Source organism: Bombella sp. ESL0378, from assembly GCF_009725845.1.
Taxonomy (GTDB): domain Bacteria; phylum Pseudomonadota; class Alphaproteobacteria; order Acetobacterales; family Acetobacteraceae; genus Bombella; species Bombella pollinis.
Window position 1 is genome coordinate 129,414 of record NZ_WNIF01000005.1, and the last position, 15,103, is coordinate 144,516.

A 15,103-nucleotide genomic window follows, 5' to 3' on the forward strand; every position below is an offset into this window, starting at 1 on the left:
ATAAAAAGGCCGGTCAGGACCATAACCCCACCGGCCTTTATAATGATGTGCTGAAAGTGTGATGAAGGGTGGTTTAGCCTTCAATCTTGCTAAAATCAGCAATGAGCCGCCCGCTTTGGCTAAAGCGTTTTAAGAGGCGCAGGCGATTGCTGCGTTGTGCTGCATCGTCTGCATTTACCGTGACAGCCTCAAAGAAGCGGTCGATCACCGGGCGTAGAGCGGCAAGATGCTGCATAACGCTGGTGAAGTCCTCCTTCTTCAAATGGGCATCAATAATAGGCCCAGCCTCTTTAAGGGCGTCATCTAGCGCACGCTCCTCCTCCTGCACATAGAGATGTGCTTCTGGCGTGGGGGCATAGGGGCCGTCTTTTTTCTCCTCAATACGGAGGATGTTATTGGCACGGCGATAGGCGGCGAGAAGATTCTTCCCATCCTCTGTGCCTATCATGGCAGAGAGAGCCTCCACCCGGTTGAGCAGGCGGACGAGGTCACCATCTAAATGCTTAAAGAGGGTTGTGCCCTCTAGGGCCTGCGTGACGGCCAATGTGGCATCCAGCACGTCATGGCGGCGGCCCTCATTACGCAGTTGGACGCGCAGCCTATCGATGAAGAACCCATCCATATCCTCAAGAGCGGAATCCTTACCGGCCTTGCTGGCATGAGGGATAGCCGCTTTGGAGAGCAGGTGGCCAAGGTCTAGGCGGAGGCCATTATCACGAATGGTGCGGATGACGCCTAAAGCGGCGCGGCGTAACCCGTAAGGGTCGCCAGAGCCACTGGGTGTCTCCCCAATTGTGAAGAAGCCTGCCAGCATATCCAGCCTATCAGCGAGAGCAACGGCGATGGAGATGGGCGCGTTAGCTGTTTGGTCGTTCAACCCGCGGGGCATGTAATGCTCAGCAATGGCTTGTGCCACCTCTGAGGCTTCACCATCATGGGCCGCATAATAGCCCCCCATGACGCCTTGAAGCTCAGGGAACTCACCCACCATGCCCGTTGTTAGGTCTGCTTTAGCGAGCAGGCCCGCCCGCTTAGCATGGGCTATCTGCTCCTCATTAAGGCCCATATCTGTGGCGATGAGGCCCGCTAAAGTGGCGATGCGCTCTGCACGTTCTTTTTGCGTGCCAAGCTTAGCATGGAAGGTCACAGCCCCTAGCGCAGCGACACGCTCTGCGAGTTTGGTTTTGCGGTCAAGGTCCCAGAAATGCCGGGCATCAGCAAAGCGGGCGCGTAGGACGCGCTCATTCCCCGCGATGCAGAGGGCCCCTGCATCAGTGAAGCTTTGATTGGCGACAAAGGCAAAATAGGGAGCCGCTTTGCCTTCTTGCGTACGCAGGGCAAAATAGCGTTGATTTACTCGCATGGAGACCTGCATCACCTCTGGCGGAAGGTCCATAAAGGTATCATCAATGCGGCCGAGCAAAGGTACGGGATATTCCACCAACCCGCTGACTTCTTGGACAAGCCCTTCATCCTCAACGAGCTTTAAGCCTTTATCCTCGGCTAATTTATGCACACCATTGCGGATGAGATCAGCGCGTTTTTGTTCATCAAGGATGACATGTCGAGCTTCTAAATCCCGCAGCCATTGCGCCGTATTGGTGATGGTGAACGTGCCGGGGGAGAGGATGCGGTGACCCTCTGTCACATTGCCGCTTGTAAGGCCATGAGCATCATCATCCTGACGCGCAAGGCTGAAGGGGACGGTCTGCCCATCCAACACACAGGCAATATGATGAAGCGGGCGCACCCATGTAAAGAGCGAACCATTGCCCCAACGCATCGCCTTAGGCCAAGGGAACTTCCATAATAGCTCTGGTAGCTGCTCGGCGATGAGAGCTGCTGCATTGATGGGCGGGAGCGTGCGGTGGAGGACCCAAAAACCGTTCTCTTTTGTTAGAGCATCGGGGGAGACACCATGTTTACGGCAAAAACCAGCGAGGGCTTTCTCTGGCGCGTTCTCACGCGGTCCACGCTCGGAGAGGGTGCGCGCGGGGATGCTCTCATCCACCTCTAGGCTAGCGGCAATATGACGTGCCCCGTAAAAACCGCGTATAGTGCGGGGGTTGAGGGGGACTAGGGCTTGCTCTAGCAAGCGGGTAAGGTCCTCTGCCGCGCGGGCTTGCATCCCGGAGGGGATTTCCTCACAAAAAAGGTCAAGTAGCAATTCAGCCATGGGTGGTGTCCTCCTCATCTCCAGCAAGCCAAGCTTCGCAGGCGGCTTTCGCTAATGTACGCACACGCCCAATATAAGAAGCACGCTCGGAGACGGAGATAACCCCGCGCGCATCTAAGAGGTTAAATAGATGGGAGGCTTTTAAGCATTGGTCATAAGCTGGCTGGGCCACACCGGCTTCAGAGAGGCGGATAGATTCAGCCTCGGCAGCGTTAAATTGGGCAAGGAGCATATCCGTATCGGCAAGCTCGAAATTATGGCGGGAATAATCACGCTCAGCCCGGAGGAACACATCGCCGTAAGTGAGGCCCCGACCGTTGAAGTCGAGGTCATAGACATTCTCCACCCCTTGCACATACATAGCTAGCCGCTCCAACCCGTAAGTTAGCTCGGTAGAGGGGATGACCGTTGGGATGCCGCCAACCTGCTGGAAGTAGGTAAATTGCGTCACCTCCATCCCATCGCACCAGACTTCCCAACCAAGGCCCCACGCGCCGATTGTGGGGTTCTCCCAATCATCTTCAACAAAGCGGATATCGTGCTTCTCTGGGTCGATCCCGATCGCGCGATAGCTCTCAAGCAGGAGGTTCTGGCTCTCTTGCGGTGTGGGTTTGAGCAGAACTTGATATTGATAATAATGCTGTAAGCGGTTGGGGTTTTCCCCATAGCGACCATCAGAGGGGCGGCGGCATGGCTGCACATAGGCCGCAGCCCAAGGCTTACGGCCAAGAGCGCGCAATGTAGTATGTGGCGAGAGTGTGCCTGCGCCAAGCTCGGTATCGTAAGGCTGAAGGATGGCACAGCCCTTTTGAGACCAGAATTGATGAAGACGCAGGATAAGTTCCTGAAAGCAAGGGGGCCGGGATGCGGACAATTCACGAGGCTCCATAAACGTAAAGCGTTGCGCCTACTCTATAGGATGAGCGGCATAATCGCTAGCAGCTAGAAGGCAATTTTGGCATGAGGGGAGGAGGGGCCTTGCAGGGGTGGGGAACAGTATCCTATCTTATGGGGCAATAAGGGCGGTCTTCCTAGCCGCTATAGCCCTTGCCTGATGAAGGATAGCTTATTCATGAATTCGGAAGAACGTGATCTCATAAGCCGCTTTGTTGCTCGTGTTGGGGGCGGGGTAGGGCTGCCAAATGGTCAAGGGCCAGCCAGCTTGCCCCCTATTGACCCAGAGGCGGACCGCTATATTGCTGAGACCTTTCAGCGTTACCCAGAGGCGCGCTACCGCATCACGCAGCTTGCTGTTGTGCAGGAGGCGGCATTAGCCCAAGCACAAGCGCGTATTCGTGAGCTTGAGATGCAGCTCCAGCAAGCACGAGGGGAGATAGCGTTATTGCAGCAGCAAACGGCCTCGCAATCGAGTACGCAAGGGGGGCAGTCTGGTGGATTCTTCTCCGGGTTGTTTGGCCGTGGTCCTGCTACGCCGCCGCCGCGTGGGGCAGCGTTGCCACCGGGTTGGGGCCCAGCCTCTGGGGCGGCTGCGCCGGAAATGGGGCGGGCTTATGCCCCACCGCCGGGCTATCAGCCGGGGATGTTTGCACGCTCTGGTTCGGGCTTTTTAGGTTCGGCTTTGACAACAGCAGCCGGTGTCGCTGGTGGTATGATGGCAGCACATGCGTTGGAGGGGCTGTTCTCTGGTGAGCATGGGGCCCATGAGGGTGCCGCCGGGACGGGGGCCGATTTTGGTAATGAGACAACCATCGTCAATAATTATTATGGCGATGGTGCGAATGGGGATTTTAACGGCCCACAAGGGACAGATCCTTTTGGTGGTAGTGGGACAGATGCTGGGGGCTTTGGCGCACAAGATTTCGGCCCACAAGATTTTTCTGATGATAATGCGGACCGGGACGATTTCTTCTAAGCCTCTTTATCAATAGAGGGCGATAGTAGCGTTGCGGTATGAAAAGGGATTAGGGCGCGATGGTGGAGAAAGCTCCTCAAGTGGTTCAGGAAGCAGGAACGCGAGGGGCTGGTTCTCCTGTGCCGGACCAAACCCTTTATGATGTCGCCGCGATAGAGGATGTGCGTGAAGGAGACATCCTGCCCATTACGCTACAAGAGCAGTCTATTGCGCTTGTGCGGATGGGGGATGATATCCACGCTATCGGGCGGCGATGCCCGCATAAGGGTGCGACATTTCGCGGAGACTTGGCGTGTCGTAGCTCTGTGCATGGGGATGTGGTTGTTTGCCCATGGCATAAAGCTGTCTTTGGGGTACGAGATGGTAAGCTGAAAGAGCCTATCGCTTTTTCACATTTGCCGGTTTACCCGGTCCGGCAGGTGGAGGGGCGTGTTCTTGTAGGGGCGCACCCGATGTCTCGCAAACCGGTTGAACAGAGCGGAGAGGAGGAGAGGGTCCTCATCGTAGGGGCTGGGGCAGCTGCGGCGAGTGCGATTTATACATTGCGGGAAGAAGGTTTTGCAGGGCGCATTACCTTGATTGGGGATGAGGGTTTTTTGCCCTATGAACGTCCGGCTTTGAGCAAAGGGGTCTTCCTCGGTGGGGGGGAGAAAGTTCAACCCTCCCCTCTTTTGAGCGAAGCTTTTTATGCACGGCATGAAATTGCCCGTATGCGGGGCAAGGTCGTTGCGCTGGATTGTGAGAAAAAGGAAGTCCTTTTAGAGGAAGGCAAGCGGTATAGTGCTGACCACATCCTTATCACCACAGGGGGGCGGCCCATTTTGCCGCCATTACCGGGGATAGAGCTTGAGGGGGTGATGTCCCTCCATACGGTACGGGATGCGTGGAAGATTGCCGAGGAGATTACGGGAGACCAAGCCGTTATCCTCATAGGCTGTGGGCTTACAACGTTAGAGACAGCTTCTGCTCTGCGGCAAAAAGGGGCTGGGGTGACCATCATTGCAACAGAGCGTCCTTTCCCTATGGAGGGGCAATGGGGGCGCGAAGTTGGGCAGATTCTACGCCGTCTGCATGAGGATAATGGCGTTGCCTTTGTGACAGATACCGCCGTTGTGGGCATCCACGGGACAGAGCGCGTCACGGGGGTGGAGCTGGGTGATGGTATGGTGCTTAATTGCACGCATGTGCTTGTATCCGTTGGGAATAAGCCATCACGGGATTTTTTGCCCTCCCATATTGAGGATGAGGGCGTGGTAGGGGGTATTATCGTAGATGATACTATGCAGGTACGCCCCGGTATTTATGCGGCTGGGGATGTGGCTGCGTTCCGGCGGAATGGAGCATTATGTCGGATTGAGCATTGGCGTCCTGCCCAATGTGAGGGCCGTGCAGCAGCACGGAGTATTTTAGGCCTCCCGCCCCAGCCTATGCCTGTTCCGTGGTATTGGACGCAGCAATTTGGCAAAAAGCTGGAATATTTAGGTTGGGGTGAGAGCTTTGATCATGTTTTGATTGAGGGTGACCTCGGCGGGTTTGATTTTATGGCCGCTTATATGAAGGGTCAAAAAGTTGTTGCATTAGTCTCCTCAGGCCGTTCTGCAGCGATGGCACGCGCTGCCGTGGATTTTGAAGGATTTGTGGCGCGAGAGGTTAGGACGCGTATTGTATAAACGGCCCTTTAGATAGAGATAGTAGGAGGATGAAAGCCGAGCCGCATAGCCTAAGACTATAAGAAATTAAAATAATTATTAGTATAACTTACTACAATTTAATGTTACAACTCTACCTATCTTTAAACATGATTAATAAAGTGTTTCTTATGGTTGATGCTACTTTAATATCAAAGCCGCTATCTATTTTTCATCAAGATTGGTGGTTGGAGCTAGCAAGCCGTGGGCAATTTTCATCTATCGATATTGAGATGGGTGGGAAAATTGTGTCTCATTTTCCATTCATTGTAAAAAAGAAATTAGGTTCTCCCGTTATAAGGATGCCTAAATATACGCGGATATTAGGCCCGCATTTATCGCTCCCGCCTTCTAAGCCATTTCGACATGAACAAAATATTCGACACGTTGTTGAAAAAACAATCGCGCGTTTACCCAAGCATGATGGGGTTCAATTTTTCGTAGACCCGGATAATGAGTCCTTACTGGCCTTTCGTCTAGCGGGGTTTAAGGTCATGCATGACTTTACCTTTCGCATTATGCCGGAGAAGCCATTGGAGGCTGTTTGGCATGATTGTGACCATAAAACGCGTAATCTTATTAGGACAGCCGAGAAGAAGCTCTCTGTTCAGCAGGCGGGAGACTGTGAGAGATTTATTGGCCTAGTACAACGAGAATTGCCGCATAATCATCATGATTTCCCCCTGTTAAAGGCGTTGTTTGATGCTGCTTATCAACGTGACCAGGCGATGGCCCTCTATGCTTATGAGCAAGAGAGGCTTGTCTCTGCCGCATTATTAATATGGGACGAGCAGACGCTTTATTTTTGGCAATCGGCACGCTGTCATTGCTCTAGAGTACCGGGCATGACGATGTTGCTTATTTGGGAGGCGATGAAGCAAGCCAAAAAGCGGTATCTGATTTTTGATTTTGATGGTTTTGGCTCTGTTCGTACAGCAAAAATGTTAGCGAGCTTTGGGCAAAAGCCAGTCTCCCGGCCGGAAATCCGCTTCGGTACATGGGCGTATAATATAAAATGTTACATCATTGATATGGTTAAGAAATACATCATCAAGAAACATGGCAATTATGATTTTTATTGAATCTCTTTCTCTACCATAGCAGGAGCAATGACGGATTAAGATTGGCGTTTTTTTAGTTTTTCAGGTAGGAAGCAGCGAGAAGAGGGATGCTGCGTCAGGATGGCGTAAGGCACCTTATGCCGTTAGAGACGATAATAACGAGGTTTGAGATTCATGCACCAGTACCGTACCCATCTTTGCAATGCCCTGCGTGCTGATGATGCAGGCAAGACCGTACGGCTCTCTGGCTGGGTTCATAGCAAGCGGGACCATGGCGGGCTGCTCTTTATCGACCTACGCGATAATTACGGCATGACGCAAATTGTCATCCCTTCTGAGGGGGCATTGCTCGAAAAAGCCGAGCGTTTGCGGGTGGAGAGCGTCATCACCGTCACCGGTGAGGTCGTGGTGCGTGAGGATGGGCAGCGTAACCCCGCCTTGCCAACAGGGGATGTGGAGGTTCGTGCCAGCGAGATTGATGTGCAATCTCGTGCGGAGGTGCTGCCTTTCCAAGTGGCGGGGCAGGAGCATTATCCTGAGGATTTACGCCTGAAATATCGTTATATCGACCTCCGGCGTGAGAAGATGCACCGCAACATCGTCTTGCGGAGCCAGATTATCACCAGCTTGCGCCGCCGTATGGTCGAGCAGGGCTTTACTGAGTTCCAAACCCCTATTCTTACAGCTTCCTCCCCAGAGGGTGCGCGGGACTTCCTCGTGCCAGCACGGTTGCATCCGGGTAAGTTCTATGCGTTGCCGCAGGCTCCGCAGCAATTTAAGCAGTTGGCGATGGTGGCGGGGTTTGACCGCTACTTTCAGATCGCTCCCTGTTTCCGTGATGAGGCTTCCCGTGCGGATCGCAGTCCCGGCGAGTTCTATCAGCTGGATTTTGAAATGTCTTTCGCCACGCAGGAAGATATTTTCGCAGTGCTAGAGCCAGTATTAGCGGGCGTGTTTAATGAGTTTACCCCAGAGGGATGGAAGATTACCGAAGGGGCCTTCCCCCGTATTCCCTATGCGGATGCGATGCGCGATTATGGCTCCGATAAGCCGGATTTGCGTAACCCGTTGATTATTAAGGATGTAACGGAGCAATTTGCAGGCTCTGGCTTTGGGTTATTTGCGCGTATTGCTGCCTCTGGTGGGCAGGTGCGGGCGATCCCGGCGCCGGGTGCGGGCAGCCGTCCTCGTGCCTTCTTCGATAAACTTAATAATTGGGCGCGGGACCAAGGGGCTGGTGGTCTTGGCTATATTATTTTTGATGAAGAAGGCGGGAAAGGCCCAATTGCCAAAAATCTGGAAGCCGAGCGCGTTGCGAAAATCCGTGAGATGTGCGGATTGAAGGCCGGTGATGCTGTGTTCTTCGTGGCAGGGAAGGGTGATGAGGTCGTCAAATTCTCCGGCGTGGTGCGGACGAAGATCGGGACAGACCTAGAGCTGATTGAGCAAAATGCCTTCCGCTTCTGCTGGGTGGTGGACTTCCCCATGTATGAGCGTAATGAGGAAACAGGAGAGATTGACTTCTCCCACAACCCGTTCTCCATGCCGCAGGGTGGCTTGGAGGCCCTGAATACGCAGGATCCGTTGAGCATCAAGGCTTATCAGTATGATATTGTCTGTAATGGTGTGGAGCTATCCTCCGGGGCGGTGCGTAACCATCTGCCAGAGGTGATGTTACGGGCGTTTGAGATTGCAGGTTATGGCTCTGATGTTGTGGAGGCGCGCTTTGGTGGGATGCTCAATGCCTTCCGCTATGGTGCTCCGCCGCATGGTGGTGCGGCACCGGGTGTGGATCGCATCGTCATGCTGCTCGCTGATGAGCCGAATATTCGTGAGGTCATTCTCTTCCCGCTGAATCAGAGCGGGGAGGATTTAATGATGGAAGCTCCTGCACCGGTCGAGCCAGCCCGCTTGAAGGAGCTTTCCCTCAAGCTGGACTTGCCTAAGCCGAAACCTTCTGCTTCTAGCGGTAACGCGGCGGAAAAGAAGGGCTGAGTTACAGCCTTGAGTGGATGGTTTAGGTGGTGAGATAAAGGCCGGGATGGTAAGTCCATCTCGGCTTTTTTGTAGCGGGGCTATGTCTTCTTGTGATGGTCTGGGCCATTCTGGGGAGGGGAAAGAAGGAGCGGCGCATGAGTTTTGGTGAGATGATGCCGGATTACGTGCCGGAAATTGCTCCAGCGGTGCGGGCGGAGGTCATGGCCAGCTTGCGACAGATTGAGCAGGATCATGATGTGGAGATCCTGTTTGCTGTGGAGAGTGGCAGCCGTGCATGGGGGTTCCCCTCGCCAGATAGTGATTATGATGTGCGCTTTATCTATCGCCATCGGTTGGATTGGTATTTGTCCTTAACGCCAGGCCGGGATGTGATTGAGCTGCCTATCTCTGATGATTTGGACGTAAATGGCTGGGATATACGCAAGGCCCTGAATCTATTGATGAAACCTAATCCCACTTTGTTGGAATGGTTAGTCAGCCCGGTGCGTTATGTATGGCAAGCACAAGCTGATGAGCTTGCCGCCTTTGCCCAGCAGATTGAAGCGGGATTAAGCTGCCAACTTCATTATCTAAATCTAGGGCGTAATAGCTGGAAGTGTGCTTTCCAACAGGATGGAACAACACATTATAAGCGGCTGTTTTACGCGCTACGCCCGGCCATGGCGTTACGCTGGATGCGCCTGCACGGGCAGGGCCAACCTCCGATGAACTTTCAAGCCCTTTGTCAGGGCTGTGACGTGCCACGCTCCGTATTGGGACCTATCCGGGAGTTGCTGCATCTTAAATCCAGAAGCCGGGAGCAGCAGAGCGGCCCTTCCATCCCTGCGGTGAATGAGCTTATCGAAGCCGAATTCGCCCATGCCGAGGCCCGCCCCTTCCCCAAACCGAAGCAAGACGTGCAAAAGCAGGCCGAGGCTTTGTTCCGAGCCATGATGAAGGTGCCGTTTTAGGAAAGAGTAACGACCACCGGTACATGGTCGGAGGGTTTGTCTCGGCCGCGTTCGTCTTTGTCGATGGTGAAGCTGGTGAGGCGGTCGGCAAGGCGGGGGGAGAGGAGGGCGTGATCAATCCGTAAGCCGGAATTACGTTGATATGCCCCTGCCTGATAGTCCCAGAATGTATAATGTTGCCCGGTAGGGTGTAGGCAGCGTAGTGCGTCTGTCAGGCCGGACCATAGCAGACGGCGGAAGCCTGCGCGGCTTTCTGGGTGGAGGAGGGCATCATTTGGGGAGAGAGCTTTGGGGGCGTAATCTTCATCCGTTGGGCAGACATTATAATCACCAATAAAGGCGAAGGAGCGTCCCTCTTGCTGCAAAGCACGGGCGCGATGGTAAAGGGCGTCAAAGAAGTTTAACTTCTTAGCAAAGCCGGCCTCTCCGCCAGAATTGCCATTGGGGAGGTAGAGATTACCAATGGTCACATCGTCTAGCTCAGCCTCGATGTAACGGGCCTCGTCACTTTCAAAACCGGGGAGGTGGTCGGTCGTGATGGTTAGAGGGGCGCGGCTGATGAGGGCAACTCCGTTATAAGCCTTCTGCCCCGCGACAGCGACATGAAAGCCAGCCTCCTCAAAGAGAGGGGGGAATTGGTGGGCTTCGCATTTAATTTCTTGCAGGCAGAGCAAGGTACAGGCCTCATTGCGGTCCAGCCAGTCTTTTACCAGATGGGCACGGGTGCGGATGGAGTTGATGTTCCAACTGGCAAAGGTCAGGGACATAGGGTGTGAGGTCTCCAAAAAAGGTGTTAGGTGAGGGAGAAACTACTGCCACACCCGCAAGATGAGGCCGCATTGGGGTTTTTAACTGTAAAATGCGCGCCCATGAGTTTATCAACAAAATCTAGCTCTGCCCCTTCGAGGAGGTCTAGGCTTGTAGGGTCAACAAAGACGCGTGCGCCGTCTTTTTCAATTAAATGGTCATCGCTTTCTCGCTCTTGGACAAGCTTAAATTGATATTGGAAGCCATTGCACCCGCCCGCGAGTACGGCAACACGCAGGGCGGTGTTTTCAGGGTGGGGTTGCTGGCTAATAATCTCTGCGATACGGGCCGCTGCCGCGGGGGAAATGCTAAACTCGGCCATGAGATATGCTCCTTATCATCACAAAAACGCCTACCATCGCGGCAGAAATGGTTGCGGAACGGTTGACACTATAAAATTGGACGCCAAGAATCAAAAGCTGAAAGGCTGTGTAGTTATAGCAGCCTACATATGGATATGGGGACAATAGAGCATAATGGCTAGATACGCTGTACAGTTGCAAGGCGCGCGCGGGCGACAATTTGCAGAGGAGGAAAGCTCTACCCGCACTCCGTGGCAGCGTGATCGTGACCGTGTGTTACATTCGGCGGGGTTTCGTCAGCTGCAATATAAGACGCAAGTTTTTTTGAATCATGAAGGTGATTTTTTCCGCACAAGGCTGACCCATTCGCTCGAAGTCGCACAAATTTCCCGCTCTATTGCCCGGACATTAGGGGTGAATGAGGATTTAACAGAGGTTATCGCCCTCGCGCATGACCTTGGCCATACGCCTTTTGGTCATGCTGGGGAGGATGCGTTGCAAGAGGCGATGAAGGATTGGGGTGGGTTTGACCATAACATCCAGTCCTTACGGCAAGTGACGGAGATTGAAGCGCGATATAATGGTTTTGATGGCTTGAATCTGACATGGGAGGCGTTGGAAGGGCTGGCAAAACATCACGGCCCTGTAAAACGACCCTCCCCGTGGCTGGTGAGTTTTGATGACCGTTACCCGTTAGAGTTGGAATGTTATGCCTCTGTAGAAGCGCAGATTGCCGCTATTTGTGATGATGTCGCTTACCATGGGCATGATCTTGATGATGGCTTGCGGGCGGGCTTGCTCAGTTTTGAGGATATTGAATCCGTCCCACTTTTAAAAACCTGCCTTGAGGAAGCGCGTGCGTTGGATTGGTCCGGTCATGGGGCGTTTGACCGTGACCAGCGTATTCGGCATGAGACGGTGCGACGGGTGATTAATCGCTTAGCGAGTGACCTGATTGAACAAAGCCAGAAGAATTTAGCCGCGTTAGACCCGCAAAATGCGGATGAGGTGCGCCATGCAGGCCGGGCGATGGTGGAGTTCTCGCCTGAAATGGCCGAGCGGAATAAGGAGATACGCAAGTTCCTTTATGCGCGGATGTATCGGCATTGGCGTGTACAGCGGATGACCCGTAAAGCGCGTATCGCTTTGGGAGATATTTGCACTATTTTGGGTAATGAGCCGGAGCTATTGCCAACGCCATGGCGGGAGCAAGCTTTGCCAAGCAAGAAAAAAGGGTACGAGGCCGCCTCGCGCCGTGTAGTTGCTGATTATATTGCAGGGATGACGGATCGTTTTGCGATGGAGGAACATCGCCGGCTGATGGATATTTCCGTTTTAGGGTAAGTGCTGTATCAGGGACGGAAGAAAGACCAAGCCGTAAGAAGGGCTTTGGCAGGTTTTAAAGGGAATAATATAGATTATGGCAGCTCTTGCCCCGACAGCATCATCTCCAGATTGTCTTTTTTCCGTCATGCGCGAGAAGGTCGTTGCGGCTCTCAAGACCGTATTGCCTGACCTGCCAGATGATGTTGCTGCCCGTGTGGAGGTCACTCCTCCGCGTGATGCGTCCCATGGGGATATGGCAACGAATGCGGCCCTTTTGGCAGCAAAGCCAGCTAAGCGGAAACCTTTTGAGATTGCTAAAGAGCTTGTCGCGCAGCTAGAGGCTTTGCCTGACATCGCCTATGTAGAGATGGCAGGCCCTGGCTTTGTGAATATGACCTTAAAGCCTGCTTTGTTTCATGATGTCGCAAAAGCTGTTCTCAAGCGCGGGGCGGCTTATGGGCAGTCCCGCTTAGGGGCGGGGAAACGTGCGAATGTGGAGTATGTTTCGGCTAATCCGACCGGGCCGATGCATGTTGGCCATTGCCGTGGGGCTGTGGTGGGGGATGCACTAGCGAACCTGCTAGCAGCAGCGGGTTTTAACGTCACGCGGGAATATTACGTTAATGATGCTGGGGCGCAAGTTATTGCGCTAACATGGGCGGCTTATTGGCGGTATCTTCAGGCTATTGGTACGGAGATTCCGGCTGATGAGTTTGGGGCTTTGGCCCCGAGTGGTCTGCAATATCAAGGTGATTATCTCATCGCTGTGGGGCAGGCTTTGGCCAAAAAACATGGCCGTGCCCTTGCCGGGGCTGATGGGGGTGTTGCCCCAGAGAATGCGTGGTTTGAGACTGTGCGGGCGGAAGCTCTCGCCCAGATGATGGGGATGATTAAAGAGGACCTCGCAGCTTTAGGGATTCAGCATGAAATCTTTAGCAGTGAGGCAGAGATTTTAAAGAGCGGGAAGGTGGATGCGGCCATCGCTCAGTTGGAAGCGCGCGGCCTGCTTTATGAAGGCGTGTTAGAGCCCCCAAAGGGTAAGAAGCTCGAGGATTGGGAGGCGCGCCCTCAGACGCTTTTCCGCTCGACAGAGTTTGGGGATGACCAAGACCGCGCCTTGCGGAAGTCTGATGGGTCGAACACATATTTTGCCAATGATGTCGGCTATCATGCTGATAAAGCATCCCGTTCGGACCTTTTGATTGACGTATTGGGGGCTGACCATGGCGGCTATGTCTCGCGGATGCGTGCAGCCATTACGGCGTTGACGGAGGGTAAGACGGCTTTTGAAGTCGTGATGTGCCAGATTGTGCGTGTCGTAAAAGATGGCGAGCCAGTGCGTATGTCCAAACGGGCTGGCACCTTTGTGACCTTGCGGGATTTGATTGATGAAGTCGGCAAGGATGCCGTGCGCTTTACCATGCTGACCCGTAAAGCCGATGCGCAGATGGAATTCGACCTCAATGCCGTTGTTGCGCAGACGCGGGATAACCCGGTCTTTTACGTCAATTACGCTCATGCACGTTGTCGGTCTGTTCTACGGTTGGGGGAGGAGCGTTACGGGGCGGAGGCTATGACAGAGGCCGCCCTTGCAGGGCAGGATTTATCTTCCCTTACAGCGGATGAGGAATTAGCCGTCTTACGCCGCATTGCAGAATTGCCCCGCCAGATCGAGGCCGCTGCTCTCGCGCGGGAGCCGCACCGTATTGCAACCTATTGCATTGACCTTGCGGCGGACTTCCATGCGCTTTGGAATCGCGGGCGTGAGGAGACGAGCTTGCGCTTTATTCAAGATGATGCCCCAGAGGCAAGCAAGGCACGCTTGGCCCTTGTTGCGGCCATTGCGGCGACATTGCGCATCGGGCTAGGGCTTCTAGGTGTTGAGGCGGTAGAGGAGCTACGCTAAGCCATGGCTAGGCCGGATGATGAGTATGAGGATGATACACTCCCACAAGGGCGCGAACGCTTAGCTGGTGGGGCGCAGCGGCCGCCGCGCAGAGAGCGCAACGTGCGTGGTGGCGATGCAGCGGGTCGTGCGGGGTTTGTCTCATCATTTCTAACAGGTCAATTCGGCACGCGTGGTTTGATGATTCTTGCCCTTGCGGGAGCGGTCTTGCTGCTTGTGATTGGCGGGGTGTGGAATTGGGTTGTGGGCAGTCATCCCGCTGGTGTGCCTGTGATTGGCCCGCCGCCCTATGCTGTGAAGGATCGCCCCGCTGACCCCGGCGGTATGATGATTATGGGGGATGATACAACCAAAAGTGACGTTACCGGTCGCGGTGCGGTGCATTTAGCCCCCCCGCCAGAACAGCCTGATGCGGGCTTGCTTGCGGGACGGTTGGACCAGCCTGCAACCAATGGGGAGGAGAAAGTAGCGGCCTCTGACGCTACCGCTCATAAAGAGGGTGAAGCCTCGTCACTGTCGGAAACGAAGCCGCCGTCTGGGGCAGATAATGCAGGGGCTTCCCCTATGGATGGGGAAACAAAGACTGAAGCGAAGCAAGAGGCTGTGAAAGCTCCAGCAGCGCAAACCTCAGCCGTTCAGGAAGGGGAGCTTCCTCCCCCGGCAAAAGTTGCTCCCTTGCCACCGGCTATACCCGATAATGCAGCAGGGCAGGGGAAAGAGGCCAAGGCGGCGCAGGCCGAAGCACCAGCCCCGGCCTCTGCGACATTATATGAAGTACAGCTTGCTGCTTTACAAAATGAGGCGCAAGCTCGGCAGGAATGGGCGCATCTGCGTAACCGCTTGCCAGACCTTTTAGGCGGGCGTGAGCCTATTTTGCGGACGGTGGAGCGCGATGGTAAGCACTTCATCCGTTTGCGGGTGGGAGGCTTTGCTGACCGGGCAGCGGCGCGGCAATTCTGTGTGAAGCTGCATGCGCAAGCGCAGGCTTGTGCTGTGGTGACAAACTAACGCAATGG

General features: G+C 54.3%; 12 protein-coding genes. 8 read left to right on the forward strand and 4 right to left on the reverse strand.

The features are described from left to right. Nucleotides 1-73 precede the first annotated feature (73 nt). Both glyS and GM556_RS02210 read right to left on the reverse strand, forming a co-directional pair. On the reverse strand, nt 74-2,176 hold the full coding sequence (gene glyS, locus GM556_RS02205) for a glycine--tRNA ligase subunit beta (RefSeq protein ID WP_155579143.1): 2,103 nt from the start codon (nt 2,174-2,176) through the stop codon (nt 74-76). Continuing rightward, nucleotides 2,169-3,065: a glycine--tRNA ligase subunit alpha gene (locus GM556_RS02210; RefSeq protein ID WP_155572895.1), complete on the reverse strand. Its 897-nt coding sequence runs from the start codon at nt 3,063-3,065 to the stop codon at nt 2,169-2,171. Before GM556_RS02210 ends, glyS begins: the two co-directional genes overlap by 8 nt. 183 nt (nt 3,066-3,248) lie before the next feature. Between GM556_RS02210 and GM556_RS02215 the strand changes: the two genes are divergently transcribed. The 5 genes from GM556_RS02215 (at nt 3,249) to GM556_RS02235 (ending at nt 9,746) form a co-directional block, all read left to right on the forward strand. Next, a complete protein-coding gene (locus GM556_RS02215; RefSeq protein WP_155579144.1) occupies nt 3,249-4,049 on the forward strand; it encodes a DUF2076 domain-containing protein in 801 nt (266 codons plus the stop codon). Nucleotides 4,050-4,108: 59 nt separating this feature from the next. Further along, the gene (locus GM556_RS02220; protein WP_155579145.1) at nt 4,109-5,719 is read left to right on the forward strand and encodes an FAD-dependent oxidoreductase; all 1,611 of its coding nucleotides are present in this window, start codon (nt 4,109-4,111) and stop codon (nt 5,717-5,719) included. A 149-nt stretch (nt 5,720-5,868) separates the two neighbouring features. Then, a complete protein-coding gene (locus GM556_RS02225; protein WP_196424759.1) occupies nt 5,869-6,819 on the forward strand; it encodes a GNAT family N-acetyltransferase in 951 nt (316 codons plus the stop codon). Nucleotides 6,820-6,972: 153 nt separating this feature from the next. Continuing rightward, nucleotides 6,973-8,793, forward strand: a complete 1,821-nt coding sequence (aspS, locus tag GM556_RS02230; RefSeq protein ID WP_155579147.1) for an aspartate--tRNA ligase — start codon at nt 6,973-6,975, stop codon at nt 8,791-8,793. A 137-nt stretch (nt 8,794-8,930) separates the two neighbouring features. After that, nucleotides 8,931-9,746, forward strand: coding sequence for a nucleotidyltransferase domain-containing protein (locus GM556_RS02235; RefSeq protein WP_196424760.1), 816 nt, complete (start codon nt 8,931-8,933; stop codon nt 9,744-9,746). Here the strand turns inward: GM556_RS02235 and xth are convergent. Then, nucleotides 9,743-10,513, reverse strand: coding sequence for an exodeoxyribonuclease III (gene xth, locus GM556_RS02240; RefSeq protein ID WP_155579149.1), 771 nt, complete (start codon nt 10,511-10,513; stop codon nt 9,743-9,745). The genes GM556_RS02235 and xth overlap by 4 nt on opposite strands. Nucleotides 10,514-10,539: 26 nt before the next feature. Further along, a complete protein-coding gene (locus tag GM556_RS02245) occupies nt 10,540-10,875 on the reverse strand; it encodes an iron-sulfur cluster assembly accessory protein (protein ID WP_155579150.1) in 336 nt (111 codons plus the stop codon). A 154-nt stretch (nt 10,876-11,029) separates the two neighbouring features. Here GM556_RS02245 and GM556_RS02250 point away from each other — a divergent pair, with 154 nt between their 5' ends. From GM556_RS02250 to GM556_RS02260, 3 genes are all read left to right on the forward strand, one after another. Next, nucleotides 11,030-12,199, forward strand: coding sequence for a deoxyguanosinetriphosphate triphosphohydrolase (locus GM556_RS02250; RefSeq protein WP_155572903.1), 1,170 nt, complete (start codon nt 11,030-11,032; stop codon nt 12,197-12,199). A 76-nt stretch (nt 12,200-12,275) separates the two neighbouring features. Next, the gene (argS, locus tag GM556_RS02255) at nt 12,276-14,087 is read left to right on the forward strand and encodes an arginine--tRNA ligase (RefSeq protein ID WP_155579151.1); all 1,812 of its coding nucleotides are present in this window, start codon (nt 12,276-12,278) and stop codon (nt 14,085-14,087) included. 3 nt (nt 14,088-14,090) lie between these two features. Continuing rightward, entirely contained in the window at nt 14,091-15,095 is a 1,005-nt protein-coding gene (locus GM556_RS02260; RefSeq protein WP_155579152.1) for an SPOR domain-containing protein, read from the forward strand. The last annotated feature ends 8 nt before the right edge of the window (nt 15,096-15,103 follow it).